This window comes from Vibrio sp. AND4 (assembly GCF_000171815.1).
Taxonomy (GTDB): Bacteria; Pseudomonadota; Gammaproteobacteria; order Enterobacterales; family Vibrionaceae; genus Vibrio.
Window position 1 is genome coordinate 1 of the sequence record NZ_ABGR01000035.1, and the last position, 19545, is coordinate 19545.

General features: G+C 46.1%; 18 protein-coding genes and 1 tRNA gene. 9 read left to right on the forward strand and 10 right to left on the reverse strand.

Features of this window, described 5'->3' with window-relative positions; all coding sequences use genetic code 11:
• Positions 1-1372, forward strand: a 1372-nt coding sequence (locus AND4_RS16835; RefSeq protein WP_009844183.1) for a heavy metal translocating P-type ATPase, incomplete at its 5' end; no start/stop codon positions are given.
• Positions 1373-1396: 24 nt separating this feature from the next.
• Complete coding sequence (locus AND4_RS16840; RefSeq protein WP_009844184.1) at positions 1397-1846, forward strand: DUF411 domain-containing protein; 450 nt, start codon at positions 1397-1399, stop codon at positions 1844-1846.
• Between the two features lie 88 nt (positions 1847-1934).
• Here the strand turns inward: AND4_RS16840 and AND4_RS16845 are convergent, their stop codons facing one another.
• Positions 1935-4586: a beta-N-acetylhexosaminidase gene (locus AND4_RS16845; RefSeq protein ID WP_009844185.1), complete on the reverse strand. Its 2652-nt coding sequence runs from the start codon at positions 4584-4586 to the stop codon at positions 1935-1937.
• A 456-nt stretch (positions 4587-5042) separates the two neighbouring features.
• Here AND4_RS16845 and AND4_RS16850 point away from each other — a divergent pair, with 456 nt between their 5' ends.
• Entirely contained in the window at positions 5043-5915 is an 873-nt protein-coding gene (locus AND4_RS16850) for a TraB/GumN family protein (RefSeq protein ID WP_009844186.1), read from the forward strand.
• A 446-nt stretch (positions 5916-6361) separates the two neighbouring features.
• On the opposite strand, the gene AND4_RS16855 is transcribed toward AND4_RS16850, so the two are convergent.
• Positions 6362-6438 (reverse strand) — tRNA-Pro (locus tag AND4_RS16855).
• Positions 6439-6793: 355 nt separating this feature from the next.
• Here AND4_RS16855 and AND4_RS19710 point away from each other — a divergent pair.
• The 3 genes from AND4_RS19710 to rluF all read left to right on the forward strand — a co-directional run bounded on the left by AND4_RS19710 (position 6794) and on the right by rluF (position 8904).
• A complete protein-coding gene (locus AND4_RS19710; RefSeq protein ID WP_009844188.1) occupies positions 6794-6934 on the forward strand; it encodes a DUF3149 domain-containing protein in 141 nt (46 codons plus the stop codon).
• A gap of 133 nt (positions 6935-7067) precedes the next feature.
• On the forward strand, positions 7068-7649 hold the full coding sequence (gene smrA, locus AND4_RS16865) for a DNA endonuclease SmrA (protein WP_009844189.1): 582 nt from the start codon (positions 7068-7070) through the stop codon (positions 7647-7649).
• A gap of 103 nt (positions 7650-7752) precedes the next feature.
• The gene (gene rluF, locus AND4_RS16870) at positions 7753-8904 is read left to right on the forward strand and encodes a 23S rRNA pseudouridine(2604) synthase RluF (protein ID WP_009844190.1); all 1152 of its coding nucleotides are present in this window, start codon (positions 7753-7755) and stop codon (positions 8902-8904) included.
• A 64-nt stretch (positions 8905-8968) separates the two neighbouring features.
• Here the strand turns inward: rluF and ybaK are convergent, their stop codons facing one another.
• The 8 genes from ybaK to hemA form a co-directional block, all read right to left on the reverse strand.
• Positions 8969-9442: a Cys-tRNA(Pro) deacylase gene (gene ybaK, locus AND4_RS16875; protein WP_009844191.1), complete on the reverse strand. Its 474-nt coding sequence runs from the start codon at positions 9440-9442 to the stop codon at positions 8969-8971.
• Positions 9443-9532: 90 nt separating this feature from the next.
• Positions 9533-11194, reverse strand: a complete 1662-nt coding sequence (ushA, locus tag AND4_RS16880) for a bifunctional UDP-sugar hydrolase/5'-nucleotidase UshA (protein ID WP_009844192.1) — start codon at positions 11192-11194, stop codon at positions 9533-9535.
• A 304-nt stretch (positions 11195-11498) separates the two neighbouring features.
• The gene (gene kdsA, locus AND4_RS16885; protein ID WP_009844194.1) at positions 11499-12350 is read right to left on the reverse strand and encodes a 3-deoxy-8-phosphooctulonate synthase; all 852 of its coding nucleotides are present in this window, start codon (positions 12348-12350) and stop codon (positions 11499-11501) included.
• 53 nt (positions 12351-12403) lie between these two features.
• On the reverse strand, positions 12404-13213 hold the full coding sequence (locus AND4_RS16890) for a SirB1 family protein (RefSeq protein WP_009844195.1): 810 nt from the start codon (positions 13211-13213) through the stop codon (positions 12404-12406).
• A gap of 5 nt (positions 13214-13218) precedes the next feature.
• Positions 13219-13602 carry a SirB2 family protein gene (locus AND4_RS16895; protein WP_009844196.1) on the reverse strand — a complete coding sequence of 128 codons (384 nt, stop codon included), beginning with the start codon at positions 13600-13602 and terminating at the stop codon, positions 13219-13221.
• 40 nt (positions 13603-13642) lie between these two features.
• On the reverse strand, positions 13643-14500 hold the full coding sequence (gene prmC, locus AND4_RS16900) for a peptide chain release factor N(5)-glutamine methyltransferase (protein ID WP_009844197.1): 858 nt from the start codon (positions 14498-14500) through the stop codon (positions 13643-13645).
• Positions 14501-14503: 3 nt separating this feature from the next.
• Entirely contained in the window at positions 14504-15592 is a 1089-nt protein-coding gene (gene prfA / locus AND4_RS16905; RefSeq protein WP_009844198.1) for a peptide chain release factor 1, read from the reverse strand.
• A 29-nt stretch (positions 15593-15621) separates the two neighbouring features.
• The gene (gene hemA, locus AND4_RS16910; RefSeq protein WP_009844199.1) at positions 15622-16878 is read right to left on the reverse strand and encodes a glutamyl-tRNA reductase; all 1257 of its coding nucleotides are present in this window, start codon (positions 16876-16878) and stop codon (positions 15622-15624) included.
• Between the two features lie 134 nt (positions 16879-17012).
• Here hemA and lolB point away from each other — a divergent pair, with 134 nt between their 5' ends.
• Genes lolB through AND4_RS16925 form a run of 3 tightly spaced genes read left to right on the forward strand, consistent with a single transcriptional unit; the run spans position 17013 to position 19492 of the window.
• Entirely contained in the window at positions 17013-17651 is a 639-nt protein-coding gene (lolB, locus tag AND4_RS16915; protein ID WP_009844200.1) for a lipoprotein insertase outer membrane protein LolB, read from the forward strand.
• Positions 17648-18520 carry a 4-(cytidine 5'-diphospho)-2-C-methyl-D-erythritol kinase gene (ispE, locus tag AND4_RS16920; protein ID WP_009844201.1) on the forward strand — a complete coding sequence of 291 codons (873 nt, stop codon included), beginning with the start codon at positions 17648-17650 and terminating at the stop codon, positions 18518-18520. The genes lolB and ispE overlap by 4 nt, the downstream gene beginning before the upstream one ends.
• Positions 18521-18547: 27 nt before the next feature.
• Positions 18548-19492 (forward strand): ribose-phosphate pyrophosphokinase, encoded by a 945-nt coding sequence (locus AND4_RS16925; protein WP_005449254.1) that lies wholly within the window; start codon positions 18548-18550, stop codon positions 19490-19492.
• The last annotated feature ends 53 nt before the right edge of the window (positions 19493-19545 follow it).

A 19545-nucleotide genomic window follows, 5' to 3' on the forward strand; every position in this document is an offset into this window, starting at 1 on the left:
AGTATTAAAATCGAAAGACGCTCAGGTCTCAGCTGGTACGTTAAATACCGACGGCTCATTAGTCATTAAGGCAACGGGTATCGGCGCGAACACCATGCTAGCCCGAATAATTCGCATGGTACGTGCAGCACAAAGCAGTAAACCTGCTATTGCCAAATTAGCAGACCAAATTTCATCGGTGTTTGTCCCTGTTGTCGTGGGGATTGCCATTTTTGCCGCTCTGATCTGGTTCGCTGTAGGCCCAGAGCCAAAAGCCAGCTATATGCTTGTTGTAACCACTACCGTACTCATTATCGCCTGCCCTTGTGCATTGGGATTAGCAACGCCACTGTCAGTCACCGTTGGTGTCGGTAAAGCCGCTGAGCTTGGTATTCTGATCAAAGACGCTGATGCACTGCAATTGGCGAGTAAAATTGACACTGTGGTATTCGATAAAACCGGCACGCTGACTCAAGGCAAGCCGAGTGTGCAGCAAGTATTTACCCAAGACGCCACCAGCCAAGAGCACTTATTGGCTTTGGCATACGCAGCAGAGCGTCAATCTGAGCACCCGCTCGCGAAAGCCGTTTGTGATTATGCTAAGCAACACAATACAGACAGTATTGAATTGGACTCATTCGAAAATATCCGTGGCCGCGGCATTACCGCGACTTACCAAGCACAACCGCTATTCATTGGCTCATTGCAATTTATGCAAACCGAACAGATTGATATCAGCCCAATGGAACGAGCGATTCAAGATTGTGCAAACAAGGCGTGGACACCCGTAGCCATAGCGCTAAACAACAAACTGATTGGTTTAATTGCTATCACCGACCCGATTAAACCTGATGCTAAACAAGCCGTGTCCGCATTAACATCGCAAGGCATAAAAACCGTGATGCTTACGGGCGACAATCAGCACGTTGCTGATGCCATAGGCAAAGAGCTGGGCATTGATAGCATCATGGCTCAAGTCATGCCCGATGAAAAAGCGCAGCATATTGAACAGCTACAGTCGCAAGGCCTCACTGTGGCGATGATAGGTGATGGTATCAATGACGCTCCAGCACTGGCACTGGCCGATCTCGGCGTTGCAATGGGAAGCGGCAGTGATGTCGCCATCGAAAGCTCACAGATGACTATTCTCAACACATCACCTATGGCAGTTGTGCACGCCATTGAACTCTCGCGCGCAACACTTAAAAACATGAAGCAAAACTTATTCGGCGCCTTTGTTTATAACTCGTTGGGCATTCCTATCGCCGCAGGCGTACTGTACCCAGTGTTCGGTTTTTTACTCAGCCCTGTTGTTGCCGGTGCAGCAATGGCGCTGTCTTCAATCACAGTCGTCAGTAATGCAAACCGACTACGACTGTTTACCATTAAGTAAGCGACACTTTTTCTCGAGGATCTTATGACGTTGAAACTATTGACCTTTGCAATGCTTGCTGCCACATCAGCGAACGTACTGGCTGCTGATGTCATCAACCACAAATCGCCATATTGTGGCTGTTGTGGTGATTGGACAAAACACATGCAAGAAAACGGCTTCACTGTGGAAGAAAAATTGCATGATGACATGAACGTAATCAAACGCGATTTAGGTCTGAAAAACGAGCAACTATATTCTTGTCACACCGCAGAAATCGATGGCTATGTATTTGAAGGCCATATTCCCGCTGATGACATAAAGGCATTTTTAGAAAACCCACCTAAAAATGCCAAAGGCCTTACAGTACCTGGCATGCCTATGGGCTCGCCAGGTATGGAATACGGTGATAAGAAAGACAGCTACAGCGTATACGCCTTCAACGATCAAGGTCAGGTCGTCGAATTCCGCCACCATAAAGGCAATGACCAATAAAGTAAAAAACCAATATACCCAATAAATAAAGCCCTCAACATAAGTTGAGGGCTTTGAGTAAGGAACAATAACTTTAGTGTTAGCTAAATTACTTTACGCTCGTTACACGGCTTGTTTTCTCGCCTGTTGCAGAGACAGAGCGGATAAACACTTCACCTTTTACCTTTGGACGAGCATTGTCTACATAAGTTAGCCAGTTTTTACCGTCGACAGAGTATTGAAGCTTCACGCCCGGGAACTGGACGTTCATCGCAAGCTTGCCATCTGCTACTTTCGCTCCAGGAACAGGCAGACGATAGTCGATACCCGATTTCTCTAGCTTGGCCAGTTCACGTTGTCCAAGTAGGTTGGCAAAGCGGTTGTAGTCTTGATTCAGTGCTGCTTTGTCTACTAGATTCGAGTTTTGTGAGTACTCAACCCCCACTTTGTAGTCGTTTTCCCAATCAGCACGATGCCATGCTCGCTCAGCGGCCGCGAGTACGCGAGGGAACACCATGTACTCGTATTGCTCATCGTTGCGTACTGTCTCAGACCAAAGTTGTGCAGACAGACCGTAGAAAGGCTTGGCTTCAATTTCACCTTTACCCGTAAAACCATTGCCATCACGGTCTAAAGAGGTCTCTGCGTTTTGTGGCATGTTCTCTGGTGCAAAGCCAAACATCTTACGCGTGTCCGTTGCACGAGTTGCCCAGTAGTAACCGCGCTCTTTCGGGTCAACTTCGTATGGCATGTCCATGTAAACGTAGTCTGGGTTAGACACGATCACGTCGTAACCTTTCTTAGACCACTCGTATACAGATGATGTACCACCCCAGTAAAGAACGTCCCAGAAGTTAACCCGTGTATTTTCTGTCGCGAACGCCTTCTCGCCATCACTGTACTTCAGACCATCTTGCCAAGCTTGGAAGTTTGGAATGCCCTTCTCTGCCACAATCTTAGATACTTGTTCTGCAAAGTGGCTTGGTAGGTGAGCAAAGTCGCTTACTGTACCATCTGTAATTAGCGTCTGACATTGTGGAGACTTGGCGAATGGCTTGTCTTGCTTAGATAAGTCAATCGTGCCTTTCCAGCTCACTTTTTCTTCTGCGTTAACATCTTGGAAACCAGCGCCTAGCTTGATGTTCTTCGCTTCATCGCCGCCAAAGTGCCATGTCGTAAGCGGTGCGCCAGCCTCAGAGTGCATTGCTGCAACTTCTGAAATCACTTTATCTACAAAGCGAGTTGAAGATTCCATACATGGGTTGATGAAGCTTTGCTTGTCGTAGAACTGAACCGTCGTGACATTTGATGTATCTTGAGGATCCATCAGGCGGTATTCATTGGCTTCTGCTTCTTTACCGTCTTTCATTAGACGGTCGTAACGCGCTTCCATTGATACTACGGCTGCACGAGCGTGCGCTGGCATATCGATTTCTGGAATCACTTCGATATTACGTGCTTTCGCATATTTCAGGATTTCCACGTAATCTTCTGTGCTGAAGTAGCCAGAGCCAAAGTTTTCTGTCGTTGAGCCTGAGCCAAGCTGAGGCAGTATGCAGCTTTTTTCTTCCACATCAAAACAACGGTTGGCCCCCACTTCTGTTAGTTCAGGCAGCCCCGGAATTTCCAAGCGCCAGCCTTCATCGTCTGTTAGGTGAAGGTGGAGTTTGTTCATCTTGTACGCTGCCATTTGGTCTAGCGTTGCAAGAATGGCTTCTTTAGAGTGGAAGTTACGAGCCACATCCACCATGACACCACGGTAGTCAAAACGAGGTGCATCTTTGATAGTCAGTTGTGGTAGAGAATCCGCATTTTGGCTATCTATCAGGCCAAAAATAGATTGCACCGCATAAAAAGCGCCAGCTTGGTCAAACGCTTTGATTGCAATACCATCGCCTTTGATGCTCATCTCGTAAGCGCCCGATTTTGCCAAGTCACCGGTAAAGCCAGCAGGAGACACAGCGATACTTACAGGGAGATCACCACCAACATTCACACCGACCACTTCGGCACGATCTTGAATTGCGGCAAATTGAGCCGCATTGAATGCGTCTTTCGGCAGCGCAATGCCCGCCGCGATATCAACGCTGCCTTTGCCCGCTTTTACGTGCATTGGCGTTGGAAGTAACGCAGTTGATACGTCTTGTTTTACCAGATCGCCGTTCTTCTCGAAGCGAGACACGGCACTCGCAAATACATTGTTGTCATCGGGTGTACGTTTTAAGTTGTTACCCTCGAGACCAGTAACGAAAGAGGCAACGTCTTCGGTATTCAGCGAAGCAATCATCTTAGGCTCAGCGTTTGGTGCTGAAACAAAAGCTCCCGGAATAAAATCCGTTTCAAATAGCTGCCAATATTCAGCAACCAGAGGAAGCACCACTTCTTCACCCGCCGCGAAACCATCAAACTTATCCGTTGGCTCTAATTTGTGTAGGTCACCCGTGACACGAGAAATCTTGAACTGATCGTTGTCGACATCCAGAATCAAACGAATGCTGTGGAAATAGATAGCCCAATCTTTAGAGTTAACCGCTTCACCCTGATTGACTAGTGTCATGTTAACCTTGTTACAAGACGCCCATTCTGCCCCAATGTCCTGACATGCAAGACCGTCGTTGGCACCATGATTGGTTAGCACTTCATATTGGATATCAAGATTATCGGCCAATGAGTTTACAACTTGTTGCTCAGAGTTCTGCATTGAAGAGCAGCCCGCCAATGTAGCGATAACAGAAGCAGCGATCAGACTATGTTTCAACATCTTACTTTCCCTAAAAAGTCAGTGGTTCAAAACGATATTTACCATCAGTGGTGAGCACCTATACGTGAGCTGCTCATTAGTGATGTTCAACATACAAGCTGTTATTTCTAAGCGTAAAATTAATGGGACCAAGAAGTGATCCAGCTCAAATTCGGCACGCTACTGAGAAATATAAATTTTTCCATTTCAATAAGTTAGTCAAGACGTCAAAAACGAACAACTTTTTTTGACGAGTTTGTTGCGATCGCAGTCACGAATATTGATGAGTTTGGCTGAATTTATAGGCTTTTGATCACTATTGGTTATCAAGCGGAGCATTAACAACAAACTCATGAAAAGGCTTTCGTGAACTACCTCTCATTTCTTTGTCGTTAAAACTCGTCAATATTTTTATAAATGACGATTTTGCCGAACCGTGTTATAGATAAGATGCATATTGAATTCGAGGAGCAAAATATGTTTCGACTCTTTTCCGTGATGTCATCTCTGATCATCTTTTTTACTTCTTATTCTGTTCAAGCTGAGCCCCAACATTGGCTAGCGAAGAAAGGGGATATGGAATATATGATTATGGGTTCGGTTCACGTGGGCGATAAAACTATGTACCCATTGCCAAAAACTGTCACTCAGTTTCTCACAAACAGTAATGGCTTGATCATTGAAGCCGACGTTCGAGATACAGAAGGCGTGACGTACCCAAAAACCACACTCCTTGCCAAAGATGTCTTAGGTAATAAACAGCGTAAACACCTCGCAGAGATCGCTACTGACTTGGGCTTGCAAGCTGCGCAACTTCTCGATGCACCACCATGGTCTGCTGCTCTAACGATTCAGTTTTTATTGATGAACAAGCTAGGTTATGTCTCTGACCAAGGCGTCGATATACACTTGATTAATCAGGCCGCCAAGCAACAAGTACCCATTTTGCCTTTAGAAAGTGTGCAATTTCAGTTGGATTTAATCGCTGGTCAAAAAGAGGATGGTAAAGAATTGCTGCTTTCATCAATTGAGGAATACGACCAAGGTGAAAAATTAATACAATGCTTGATCGACAGCTGGAAAAACGGTGATGGCAAAGCGTTAGAACAAGCATCCATGAGTGAGCAATTCAGTGATGAGTTTAGCGAATCCTTTCTTTACAAGCGTAATCGGGATTGGGCAGAAAAGCTGGACTCTGGCAGTGTCTTACCAAACAAATCAGGCCAATATACTATCGTCGTTGGTAGCCTGCACCTAGTCGGCAAAGACAACTTAATTGAACTGCTAGAGAAACGTGGCTTTACCATTAAGCCACTTGGAAATACACACAAAGCAAACTGCGATATCTAGCCATCAGCTCTGAGTAAAGGAATGAACGGTGCCGTAACAGAAAACAAAAAAGCCGTAGTATTTCTGCTACGGCTTTCTCTCAATATGGTCGGTGAAGAGCCATGTTCTAATTTCAGACGAGCCCCATTTGGTTCGATACCATCAACGTCTAAATTTACAACCGTGAAACGAAAAAAGCCTGCTCATTGAGCAGGCTTTCTAAAGGTGGTCGGTGAAGAGCCATGTTCTAATTTCAGACGAACCCCATTTGGTTCGATACCATCAACGTCTAAATTTACAACCGTAAACCGAAAAAAACCTGCTCATTGAGCAGGCTTTCTAAAGGTGGTCGGTGAAGAGCCATATTCTAATTTCAGACGAACCCCATTTGGTTCGATACCATCAACGTCTAAATTTACAACCGTTGAAACGAAAAAAGCCTGCTCATTGAGCAGGCTTTCTAAAGATGGTCGGTGAAGAGGGATTCGAACCCCCGACCCTCTGGTCCCAAACCAGATGCGCTACCAAGCTGCGCTATTCACCGAAATGTTGACTTTGGAATTCGTCTTAAAGAGAGGGTTGCCCTCTGGTCCACTATTCCTAACTCCGTGATGCGCTACCAAGTAACGTTATTCACTAAGATGTTTAACTGAGGATTTAACCTCGTCAACGGGTGGGTATATTACGGATTCTTTAATGAGACGCAAGTGCTTTTTACAAAAAAACGTAATATCTAAATTAGCTTGATGATTTAGTGAACATTAGTAGGTAAACGTGATGAGGAACTCACTATTAGACACAGTTAATTAACCTTTGGTAACACAATTGATCCAGATCAGTGTCCGAAAAAAGCGCCCCCGTTAACGTTATCCATGTCGGGAATATCTTGGAGGAAATACATGGACTTTTGGCTTAATCTCCTATTTGGTAATGCGGTAGGACTATCGTCAATGATTGTCATCTTCGGGGCAATGGGTTTGATGCTGTTTTACAGCGGTTTCTTCATTTACAAGGTTATGAACGACAAATCTCCTCACTAGATTCTCGCTTAGCTCTAGAAACGCTTTGCACCGGAGTTGGTTACCTGCCACCTCCGGTTTTTTATTTGATCCCGATACACTACTCATTGATATAATCTAACATTCCTACTTTGCTCTTTATGAGATTGCCGTAATGTCTCAAGACGACGATTTTGATCTATTTCAACAGATGATGGGCGATGTTAAGCCCATCAACCACGACACCGCTGAGCACAAGAAAGTGCATCAAGTGACGGATGCTCAACTGGCTAAGCGCGACGCTGCCATTTGGCTCACTGAAGATGACCTAGAGTATTTGTCGATTGACCATGCAGAAATGCTCAAACCCGATGACTTTATTGAGTTCAAACGCGATGGTGTACAAGATGGTGTGTACCGAAAATTACGCCTTGGGAAATACCCAATCCAAGCTCGACTTGATCTGCACCGTAAAACGCTAAAAGAAGCACGTGACGACGTGGTCAAGTTCCTCAAGCAATGCATAGAGATGGACATCCGAACCATCGTTATCGTGCATGGTCGCGGCGCTCGTTCAAATCCACCAGCATTGATGAAGAGTTTCGTCAGCAGTTGGTTACAACAGATCCGGGAAGTACAGTGCGTTCACAGCGCACAACGATTTCACGGTGGCACAGGTGCCGTTTATGTACTGCTGAAAAAGAGTGCTGAAAAGAAACTAGAGACACGCGAACGTCATCAAAAACGTTTAGGCTAACTGGTGTCTCGGTGCTAGAATGCCCGACTTCATTTTGTCTATCTGCAATTTTGCGGCAAGACAGCAATTATTCACCGCCGTTGTGAAACGTTAGGAGACCGACATGTCACAAGATAACGCAAAACGCTTGAACAAATTCATTAGCGAAACGGGCTTCTGCTCGCGTCGTGAAGCAGACCGCCTGATCGAACAAGGCCGTGTCACGATTAATGGTCAACAACCAGAGATGGGCACCAAAGTACAGCCGGGTGATGATGTTTGTGTCGATGGCAACCCAGTTGCAGCAAAAGAAAAACCGATTTACATCGCCTTGAACAAACCCACAGGCATCACTTGTACGACCGAGCGCGATATCCCCGGCAACATCGTTGATTTCATCGGTCACAAAAAGCGTATCTTCCCTATCGGTCGCCTAGATAAACCTTCAGATGGTTTGATCTTCCTCACCAACGATGGCGATATCGTCAACAAGATCCTTCGCGCGGGTAACAACCACGAAAAGGAATACGTGGTGCGTGTCGACAAGCCAATCACTGGCGAATTTCTCAAGCAAATGTCGAGCGGCGTGAAGATCCTCGATACCGTCACTCTACCTTGTAAAGTAGAGAAAGAGACCAAATTCTCTTTCCGTATTGTACTAACCCAAGGTTTGAACCGTCAGATCCGCCGCATGTGTGAAGCACTAGGCTATGAAGTCTTCAAGCTGCGTCGCGTGCGTATCATGAATATCTCACTTGATGGCATACCTAACGGTAAATGGCGTTACCTAAGTGACAACGAGGTATCAGAGATCCTTGCAATGTGTGAAGGCTCAGTGGGTACTGAAGAAGCGTCAAAGAGAGACGCTAAAGGTCGTAATATTCGCAAAGCGACCGATGCAAAACTGTATGACAGTCGTGACGAAAACCAAGATTCGACAGCACGTCGCAACCAAACAGCGCGTACTTTCCGTGGTAATAACGCAGACGAGTTCCGTCATGCGCCAAATTCGAAAAAAGGCCAGCAGCGTCGCCAACGCGATAATGAGGGTGGACGTCCAGCCAGCGATCACTACAGAGCGAAACCACAAGGCGAACGCAGTAAGTCACACGGTGAGCATAATAAAACACACAGTAAATCAGACGCATCCAACAAGCCTTACTCATCAGAATCTCAATCACAGAGTAAGCCTAAACAGCATTACGTGAACCCAAATGCAGCGAAGCCAAGCAAACCAGCAAAGCGTTCTGGTGGCACATTGAGCCTGAAAAAATAACGCTCACTGAAACGACAACGTCAAACAAGGACGCCCATGTGCGTCCTTTTTATTTGCTGGCGACTTATATACACAAGGGAGCGAATTGACCGCGTGTTAAACTCAATAAGTCTTTCGGCGCCAACTCGATTTCTAACCCCCGCTTACCTGCACTCACACAAATGGTGTCTTGTTCTATTGCACTTTCATGTAGATACGTAGGCAAGGCTTTTTTCTGGCCTAGTGGGCTTATCCCACCCACAACATAACCCGTGGTCTTTTGTGCAATTTCCGGATCGGCCATATCCGCCTTTTTGCCTCTCGCCGCTTTCGCCGCCAATTTAAGGTTCAGTTTTTGATCCACGGGGATAATAGCCACCGCAAGATTCTTCGGCTCACCATTCAAACAAAACAGTAAGGTTTTAAATACTTTATTTGGATCTTGTCCCAATACTTCTGCGGCTTCCAATCCATAGCTGTCTGCTCTTGGGTTGTGTTCGTATTGGTGAATGGTATGTATTACTTTTTTCTTTTTCGCAAGATTAATAGCCGGAGTCATCAAGATTCTCGTTATAAAATAAAAGCGCCCTCCTTGTGAGGAACAGCGCCTTAAATTAATGGGTATCTAGGAATTTGAGTCAATCGCTTTTTACTTGTAGACGATGTCGTTAGATGGTGCGTATGCGTTTACATCAATTGGATTGTGCGATTCCAAGAACCCTTTCAGTACTTCCGCATCCGTAAAGCCCGTATTTACGTAACCCGGATGATTATTAATTTTCGGATAACCATCACCACCCGATGCGTTATAACTTGGCACAGTAAAGCGATACTGACCATCTAAGCGAATCTGCTTACCGCCAATATAGACATCGGAGACTTGGCCATTCTCGACCGTCATTTTAATGCCAGCAAATTGAGCGTAAGCGCCTGAATCAGTCGGTTTCGTTGCCACAACATTGAGGTAATCCAACACTTCTTGACCCGACATGTCGACGTAAGACACCATGTTGCCAAATGGCTGAACCGTCAGTACGTCTTTGTATGTGATGTCACCCGCTTCAATCGAATCACGCACACCTCCCGAGTTCATCACAGCGAAATCGGCTTTTGCGCGCTCCATATGGGCAGTAGCAATCAAACGGCCAAGGTTGGTTTGTTGGAAGCGAACAACATTGCGGTCACCTTCCAGCTTGCCATTAGACTCAGCAATTTTCACGCTCAACTGGCCCTGACCTTTTTCTTGGTAAGGACGAAGAAAATCCAGCATTGTCGAATCTTGTGTGATTTCATCTTGCACTAATACGCGTTGCGATTCGCCGTTCACTTTGATTTTCTTTTTCAAGTTAACCGGAATCAGATCGTAGCTCACCATTGACAGTTCACCATTGCGGAATTCGTAATCCGCACGACCGACATATTTACCCCACTCGTACGCTTGCACGATATAAGTGCCGTTTTGCTCATCTGGTTTACACACGTCACCCGGCTTAAAATTCTTCTTAATGACATTTGGACCTTCCATACAAACAGGCTCTTGTGAGTGACCACCCACAATCATGTCCAAATCACCTTCATTAAGATAACGAGCTAACGCCACATCACCTGGCGCATTAGCTCCACGGTTAGCGTTTTCATAGTGGCCCATGTGCGTCACAGCAAAAATAAGGTCTGGCTTTTCGGTTTGCTTAAGTTCAGCAATCAGTCTTTTCGCTTCTTCTTTCGGGTCACGGAAATCAACGTCACCGATAAACTCAGGGTTGCCTAATTTAGCTGTGTCTTCTGTTGTCAGACCAATCACAGCAATCTTAATACCTTGCTTGTTGAACATGGCATAAGGTTGGAACAAACGTTCGCCAGTTTCTTTGTCGTATATGTTGGCAGACAGCATCGGGAAGTTCGCCCACTCCTGCTGCTTGAACAAGACTTCCAATGGGTTATCGAACTCATGGTTACCTAGTGCCATCGCATCGTAGCCAATTTTGCTCATACCTTTGAAGTCTGGCTCCGCATCTTGCAAGTCAGACTCCGGAACACCTGTGTTGATATCACCACCTGATAGTAGAAGCACACTACCGCCTTCGGCTTGGATCTCTGCACGCAGGTCATCGATCAATGTCTTGCGTGCCGCCATACCGTATTCACCGTACTTGTTTTGCCAAAAACGACCATGGTGGTCATTGGTGTGTAGCACCGTTAGTTTATACGTGGTGTCTTCACTCCACTCATGAGTTGGTTGCGTTGCGCATCCGGCAAAAGTTGCCAAGACAGCCGCACTCAAAGCAGTCTTTACAATCAGGTGTTGCTTCATTATTTTTCCTTTTTATCATCCGTGTTCCACTGCATTGCGCGCTCAGCAATCAATAAAGGTTTCCTCACTTTACTAAAACGCACAAACTTAGCGCTAGTGTAAAACACTAACATATTGATTTCATGTTTCTGTATCGAGTTTGTTGATCGTCACTGAGAGAAGCGGGAAGCGGGAAGCGGGAAGCGGGAAGCGGGAAGCGGGAAGCGGGAAGCGGGAAAAGAATAGTAAGGCAGAATCGATGTGCCTATACAAAAATGGCCAGCACGCAGGCTGACCATTTCAATCAAGCATTCACAACCATCGATTATTTGATATCGATGTCCGCAAAGCTCTTGATCAGATCGTCTAATGATTTCATTTGCGCTAGGAAAGGCTCTAGTTTGTCTAGAGGCAGTGCTGATGGACCATCACAACGTGCCTGATCTGGATTCGGGTGCGCTTCAATAAACAAGCCTGCAATACCAGTCGCCAGACCTGCTTTCGCCAGTTCAACCGTTTGCTCACGACGACCACCAGATGCCGCGCCCGAAGGGTCACGCATTTGCAGTGAGTGCGTTACGTCAAAGATGATTGGGCTGCCTTGCGTTGCCTTTTTCATCACACCAAAGCCAAGCATATCAACCACTAGGTTATCGTAGCCCATACAAGAACCACGCTCACAAAGAATGATGTTTTCGTTACCACACTCTGCAAACTTCTCAACAATGTTACCCACTTGACCAGGGCTCATGAACTGAGGCTTTTTCACATTGATAACTGCGCCGGTTTTCGCCATTGCCTCTACCAAATCAGTTTGACGAGCCAGAAACGCAGGAAGCTGGATAACATCAACCACCTCGGCCACTGGCTGAGCTTGCGCTTCAGTATGAACATCAGTGATGATTTTTACACCAAATGTGTCTTTCAGCTCTTGGAAGATTTTCATGCCTTCTTCTAAGCCCGGGCCACGATACGAATGTACAGAACTGCGGTTTGCTTTGTCGAACGATGCCTTAAATACGTACGGGATACCAAGCTTGTCCGTCACTTTTACATAGTGCTCACAGATCTGCATCGCAAGATCACGAGACTCAAGAACGTTCATACCTGCAAACAGGGTGAATGGCTTGTCGTTAGCAACTTGGATGTCGCCAATATTAACGATTTTCTGTTCCATTTTGATTCTCTTTTTATCTGTCTTCGGCACACCGTTTCAGCATGCCGATAAAATTAGTGAAGCGTAGCTGGCTTTTCGCTCATGGCGCTAACTTGTGATTTTAGTAGCTCTGAGGACGGATCGTCTGGGCACTGGTCAATAAAATACTGGAAATCAGAAACCGCCACTTGATGACACTCTAGCTGCTGGAAAATAAAACCACGATCACGAATCTCGTATGGGTCATCCGGTACAAAAGTCAGTGCTAGGTTAGTACAACGCAGTGCTAAGGTGTAACGTTCTTCACGCAACATTGCACTTTTAATGAGCGCCAGCCAACGGCCAATCACTGTCGGGTTGTCCGCTTCTTCAAAATGTTCAGGCTTTAACGTTGCCAGCGGGCCTTCTTGACCAATCAACCAAGCTTGGAGAATTCTCTCACCGACATACTCACCATTAAATGGATTAATGTAGTTTGGTGTTTCGTGCAGCCAATCAACTCTAATCAAAAACTGAGTCGGGAACGTCACGCCTTTCATTGGAAAGCCAAGACGGTTACCCAGGTATAGTAAGATGGCACCAAGACTGACTGGAATGCCTTTTTTACGCTCTAAGACTTTGTCTATAAAGCTGTTGTCAGAGATAAAGTATTCTTGCTCGTCACCTTTAAAGCCCCATTCATAAAAAAATAAGCGCAAAAAAGAGTCAAAGCGTTGTTGCTCGTCTGTTTCATGAACCAAAATCGCTTCTGCTTCTTTGTAAAGACGGTCTAGTTCGAGCTTCGCCCAATGCACATTCGTATCTGGGTTGATGGAATGGTTCAGTTCTAACGCACCTTCCACCAATGCCATTTTGTCAAAATCTTCGTCAAAAAACTCAAGCATTGAGATTACCCAAATAGGTTCGGATTTTTAGATACCGCAATATTGGCGGCCATGACTAACCAACCTAAAGCGCCAAAGAAGGCAAAAACTCTCAGCAACTTGTTTTTCGCCATTTTTAGAGCGAAAAAACTAAGAGCGATGTACGCAAGCACACATGTAATCTTATTCGTTAACCAAGGTGCAGCGTCCGTAAACGGAATAAAGCCGGTCACCATAATCAGGCCGATACCTGACAATAGCAGCCCCGTATCAACGATATGTGGGAAAACTGTCAAGAAGCGATTGTTGCGTTTTGGAGAGTCCATCATCAACAACACGAATCGGATTGATAGTAGCGTCACGCTTAATGCAATCGTGACTAAGTGAATGTGTTTTAGAGCTAGGTACATTTTCTTTCTCTTTTATAAGTTACAACTGACTTGCTCGTTATTATTGAGGCTTGTAACAGCCAAGCGTCACTCGATCATTACCGCCATAGTCTTTTTCCGTCACGACTTGCTCATAACCAAAATTCGTCATGATTGTGCGGACGGCGTCACCTTGATCATAACCATGTTCAAATGCAAGCCACCCACCCGCTTCCAGATATTGACGTGCAAGATCAGAGATATGGCGAATATCCGCTAAGCCATTTTCATCAGCGACAAGCGCGGATTTTGGCTCAAATCGCACATCCCCCTGAGAGAGATGCGGATCTTGTTCATCGATATAGGGTGGATTGGAAACAATTAAAGCAAACTTTGTTCCGCTGGTAATAGGCTCGAACCAGCAACCTTGAGCAAAAGTCACATTTTTTATGTTTAACTGCGACGCGTTATAGTGCGCAAGATCTTTCGCTTCTTGCTTTAGGTCAACGCCCATGACCTGACGTTTCGGCATCTCAGACGCCAGTGCTAATGCAATCGCCCCTGTGCCTGTACCTAAATCAAGGATTGGCCCAGTCTGAGCATAAGTCTTGTCCAATGCAATTTCGACCAGACGTTCGGTATCTGGTCTAGGGATCAATGTCGATGGAGAGACTTTCAGTGGTAGCGACCAGAACTCACGTTCACCTATGATGTAAGCCACTGGCTCACCAGCAATACGTCGAGCTAAAAGATCATCAAACTGCGCTTGTTGCTCGATCTCTAGTGCTTTCTCAGGCCAGGTCAGTAAGTAAGTTCGCGGTTTGCCAAGGACATGGCAAAGAAGAACAGCTGCATCGAGAGAAGGCGACTCTTTGCCGCCTTCTGCCAGAATTGCCGTCGCATTTTTCAGTGCTTCCTCAATCGATTGAACTTGGCTCATCGATTAACCATTCTCAGCAAGTGCCGCAAGTTGGTCTGCATGGTGCTCTTGAACCACTGGATCAATCAAACTTTGCAGGTCACCTTCCATCACTTCATTCAAACGGTAGAGAGTTAGGTTGATTCGGTGGTCAGAAACACGGCCTTGTGGGTAGTTGTAAGTGCGGATACGGTCACTACGGTCACCAGAACCCAGTAAGTTACGACGTGTATCAGACACTTCTGCCGCACGACGCTCTTCTTCCGCTTGAACAATACGCGCAGCAAGTACTGCCATCGCTTTCGCTTTGTTCTTGTGCTGTGAACGCTCGTCTTGACACTCAACGACCGTACCAGTAGGTAAGTGAGTAATACGGATAGCAGAATCTGTGGTGTTAACGTGCTGACCACCCGCGCCAGATGCACGGAAGGTATCGATTTTCAGGTCTGCAGCTTTGATTTCTGGCAGATCCGCTTCTGGAATTTCTGCCATAACCGCTAACGTACATGCAGAGGTGTGAACACGACCCTGAGACTCCGTTGCAGGTACACGTTGTACACGGTGACCGCCAGACTCAAATTTCAGCACACCGTAGGCGCCGTCGCCGCTCACTTTCGCGATCATCTCTTTATAACCGCCGTGCTCAGATTCATTTGAAGACATGACTTCGATACGCCAACCACGTTTCTCGGCGTACTTGCTGTACATACGGAACAAGTCACCCGCAAAGATGCCCGCTTCATCACCGCCAGCACCCGCACGGATTTCTAGGAAGCAGTTACGATCATCGTTTGGATCTTTCGGAAGAAGAAGAATTTGTAGCTCATCAGTGAGACGTTCGATGGCTGCTTTTGCTTCTTTGATTTCTTCTTGCGCCATTTCACGCATTTCTTCGTCGTCTTCATTAGCCATATCCTCAGCAGCGGCAAGATCGTCTTGCGCTTGTTGATACGCTTGGAAGCACTGAGTCACTTCTTCTAGCTGAGAGTACTCTTTTGATAGCGCGCGGAATTTATCCTGATTTCCAATTACATCAGGATCACCAAGAAGATGTTGAACTTCTTCGTAACGTTCTACTAGCGTTTCTAGCTTAGTCAGAATAGAGGCTTTCATAGTGTCGTTTTCTTAATAAAAATCGTGGGTTACAGATCATCCAAACCAAGGGTCTGGCGGATAACCGTCAATTTTGCTGGTTCGCCCTGCTCTGCCGCACTTTGCAGCGCACGAGTCGGAGCGTGAATCAGTTTGTTGGTGAGTTTATTACTAAGCTCGCGCAGCACTTTTTCTGGCTCTGTGCCCGTTGCCAATGATTGTAGGCTCTTACCTAGTAAGTCTTCACGAATTTCGTTCGCCGATTTGCGATAATCACGAATGCTGTCCACAGCTTGAAGCGAACGCATCCACGTCATAAACGCAGCACTTTCTTCGCTAACGATCGCTTCAGCCTGTATGGCTTCTACTTTACGTTGTTCTAAGTTGCTATCGATGATTGACTGTAAGTCATCCACCGAGTACAGGTAAGCATCGTTCAATTCGCCCACCTGCGACTCCACATCACGTGGGACGGCAATATCCACCAACAGCATTGGCTGATGACGACGTTTTTTCAACGCAGTCTCTACCATTCCCTTACCTATGATAGGTAAAGGACTCGCCGTTGAGCTTATGACGATATCCGCTCTCGATAAGTGCTCAGGAATTTCATTCAAGCTGATCACTTCTGCGCCAAATTGTTCCCCCAAACCAAGAGCACGCTCTCGCGTTCGGTTGGCAACAATCATCTTAGTACAGCCGTTCGATGCAAGGTGTTTCGCCACCAGTTCGATGGTTTCACCTGCGCCAACCAACATCACAGTTGAATCAGACAATGATTCAAAAATATGTTTCGCTAACGTACAAGCAGCATAAGCCACCGATACCGCGTTGCCACCAATATCAGTTTCAGTTCGAACGCGTTTGGCGACAGAGAAAGTTTTTTGGAACAACTTATCAATTGCCGCATCCACCGCCTGATGATCACGGGAATCAGAAAACGCTTGTTTTACCTGACCCAAAATTTGAGGCTCACCAAGTATCAGTGAATCGAGCCCGCAAGAGACTCGCATCAAGTGCTTAATCGCGGCTTGCTCTTCATGCACATAAAGACTCGGCATCAAGTCTTCTTGACTCACTTGATGGAACTGGGCTAACCAGTCGATAAGCTTATTGCGCGCTCCTTGCTTCGCATCGCAGTACACTTCAGTACGGTTACAAGTTGAAACAATCACACTGCCATTAACGGCCTCATGGTCTCTGAGTTGCTCAAGTGCAGGCCCCAGTTTATCGGGTCCAAACGCCACTTTTTCTCGCAAGTCAACAGACGCGGTATTATGATTGATTCCAATAGCAAGCAAAGACATCTAACGTGGTATCTCTGATATCGGTTATAAAATAGGTTCAGAATTTTACTGTAAGCACGCATTTATTGAAAGGGTAAGCGGGATTTGTTTTCCTTCGCTCGGCTTTTCAATGCTATAGTTGTGAGCGATTTCCGATGAAACTGATTAATAAGCCATCAAACATGACCTTACGCTCCTTTCTCATATTACTCATATCAAGTATAGCGCTCGCGGGTTGTAGTTCTGTTCCTGAAAGTGTCACCAGCGTAGAGTGGCAAACGCATGAGCAGCGACTAGAAGCCATTAATAATTTTCAAGCCACGGGCAAACTTGGCTACATTGGCCCTGATCAAAGACAAAATTTGAATTTTTTTTGGAAACATTCTTCCGCCTTAAGCCAATTACGCCTAACGACCCTACTTGGGCAAACCGCATTGAAACTCACCATTACCCCAAAAGGGGCAACGGTCGAAACCTACGATGAACAAGTGCTCTCAGCAAGTAACGCTAACCAACTGATTTACCGACTAACAGGCTTGATGATGCCTGTTGATCACATGCCTGATTGGCTACTTGGTTTGCCAACCGATGCCGATGCTTTCCAACTTTCACCAACCAACACATTACAAACACTGGATAAACAGATCGGTTTTAACGATTGGAACATCACTTATCAGCGTTACGCTGATATTAAATGGCACAATCAGACAGTACCACTGCCGAACAAACTCAAGCTGGCTACGTCTGATGTGAAAATTAATTTAGTGATCTCAAAATGGAACCTCACTCAATGATCGATCTTTCAACCCGCTGGCCATCGCCTGCGAAATTGAATCTCTTTCTGTATGTCAATGGCCGAACTGAAAACGGTTACCACGAATTACAAACTTTATTTCAATTCGTTAATCATGGTGATGAGCTCACCATCCAAGCCAACGGCTCCGGTGAGATCACCATTTCACCAGAGCTTGAGGGCGTTCCTCTCCAAGAGAACTTGATCTGGAAAGCGGCAACGGCACTTCAGCGCTTCACAAATTGCTCATACGGGGCACATATCGACCTGATGAAGGTCTTACCCATGGGCGGTGGTATTGGTGGTGGGTCGTCCAATGCAGCAACAGCTTTGGTCGCACTTAATTACCTATGGCAAACCAATCTTAGTGACGACGAATTGGCTGATATCGGACTCGCACTTGGGGCTGATGTACCTGTATTCGTTAGAGGCTTTTCAGCGTTTGCTGAAGGGGTCGGTGAAAAACTCTCTCCAGCTTATCCAGAAGAGAAGTGGTATCTAGTCATTCGTCCGAACGTTTCCATTGCTACTGCAGACATATTCGGACATCCAGATTTGACTCGAAACACGCCAAAACGCGATTTAGAAACGCTATTAAACGTGCCCTACGTAAACGATTGCGAAAAAATTGTACGAATGCTCTATCCAGAGGTTGATAAGCAACTTTCATGGCTGCTACAATACGCGCCGTCAAGATTAACGGGGACAGGATCTTGCGTTTTTGCCGAGTTTTTGAGCAAATCTGAAGCAGACACTACCCTTGCACAACTCTCTGATAAAGTCTCGGCATTTGTCGCTCAAGGGCGGAATATTTCGCCACTAAAAGAGACTTTGGCTGAATACCAATCAGCCTCACACCGACCTATTTAAACTGGACGCAAACCCGAGGTTTCCACCGTGCCTGATATGAAGCTTTTTGCTGGTAACGCAACACCTGAACTAGCCCAACGTATTGCTGATCGTCTTTACATCTCTCTTGGTGATGCATCTGTTTCTCGCTTTTCTGATGGCGAAGTTGCAGTTCAAATCAACGAGAACGTTCGTGGTAGTGATGTTTTCATCATTCAATCCACTTGTGCACCGACTAACGACAACCTAATGGAACTGGTTGTTATGATTGATGCAATGCGCCGTGCTTCAGCAGGTCGTATCACTGCAGTAATTCCTTACTTCGGCTACGCTCGCCAAGACCGTCGTGTACGTTCTGCGCGTGTGCCAATCACTGCAAAAGTTGTTGCTGATTTCCTATCTAACGTTGGCGTAGACCGCGTTCTAACTATCGACCTACACGCAGAGCAAATCCAAGGCTTCTTCGATGTACCCGTTGATAACATCTTCGGTACGCCAGTACTTCTAGAAGACATGCAATCTCGTGGTCTAGAAAACCCTGTAGTGGTTTCTCCTGACCTAGGTGGCGTTGTTCGCGCTCGTGCAACTGCAAAAGCACTAGGCGATATCGACATTGCTATCGTTGATAAGCGTCGTCCACGTGCAAACGTTTCTGAAGTAATGAACCTAATCGGTGACGTTGAAGGTCGTGACTGTGTCATCGTGGATGACATGATCGATACCGGTGGCACACTATGTAAAGCAGCTGAAGCGCTAAAAGAGCGCGGTGCTAAGCGTGTATTCGCTTACGCAACTCACGCGGTATTCTCTGGTAACGCTGCGGACAACATTAAGAACTCTGTTCTTGACCAAGTTATCGTCACTGACTCTATCTCTCTATCTAAAGAGATGGCTGCAACTGGCAAAGTAACGACACTAAGCCTTTCTCGTATGCTCGCTGAAGCGATTCGTCGCATTAGCAATGAAGAGTCAATCTCTGCAATGTTTAACTAATCCGAACATTTCAGTAAACTGATTTCAAAAGCACCCCTTGATGGGGTGTTTTT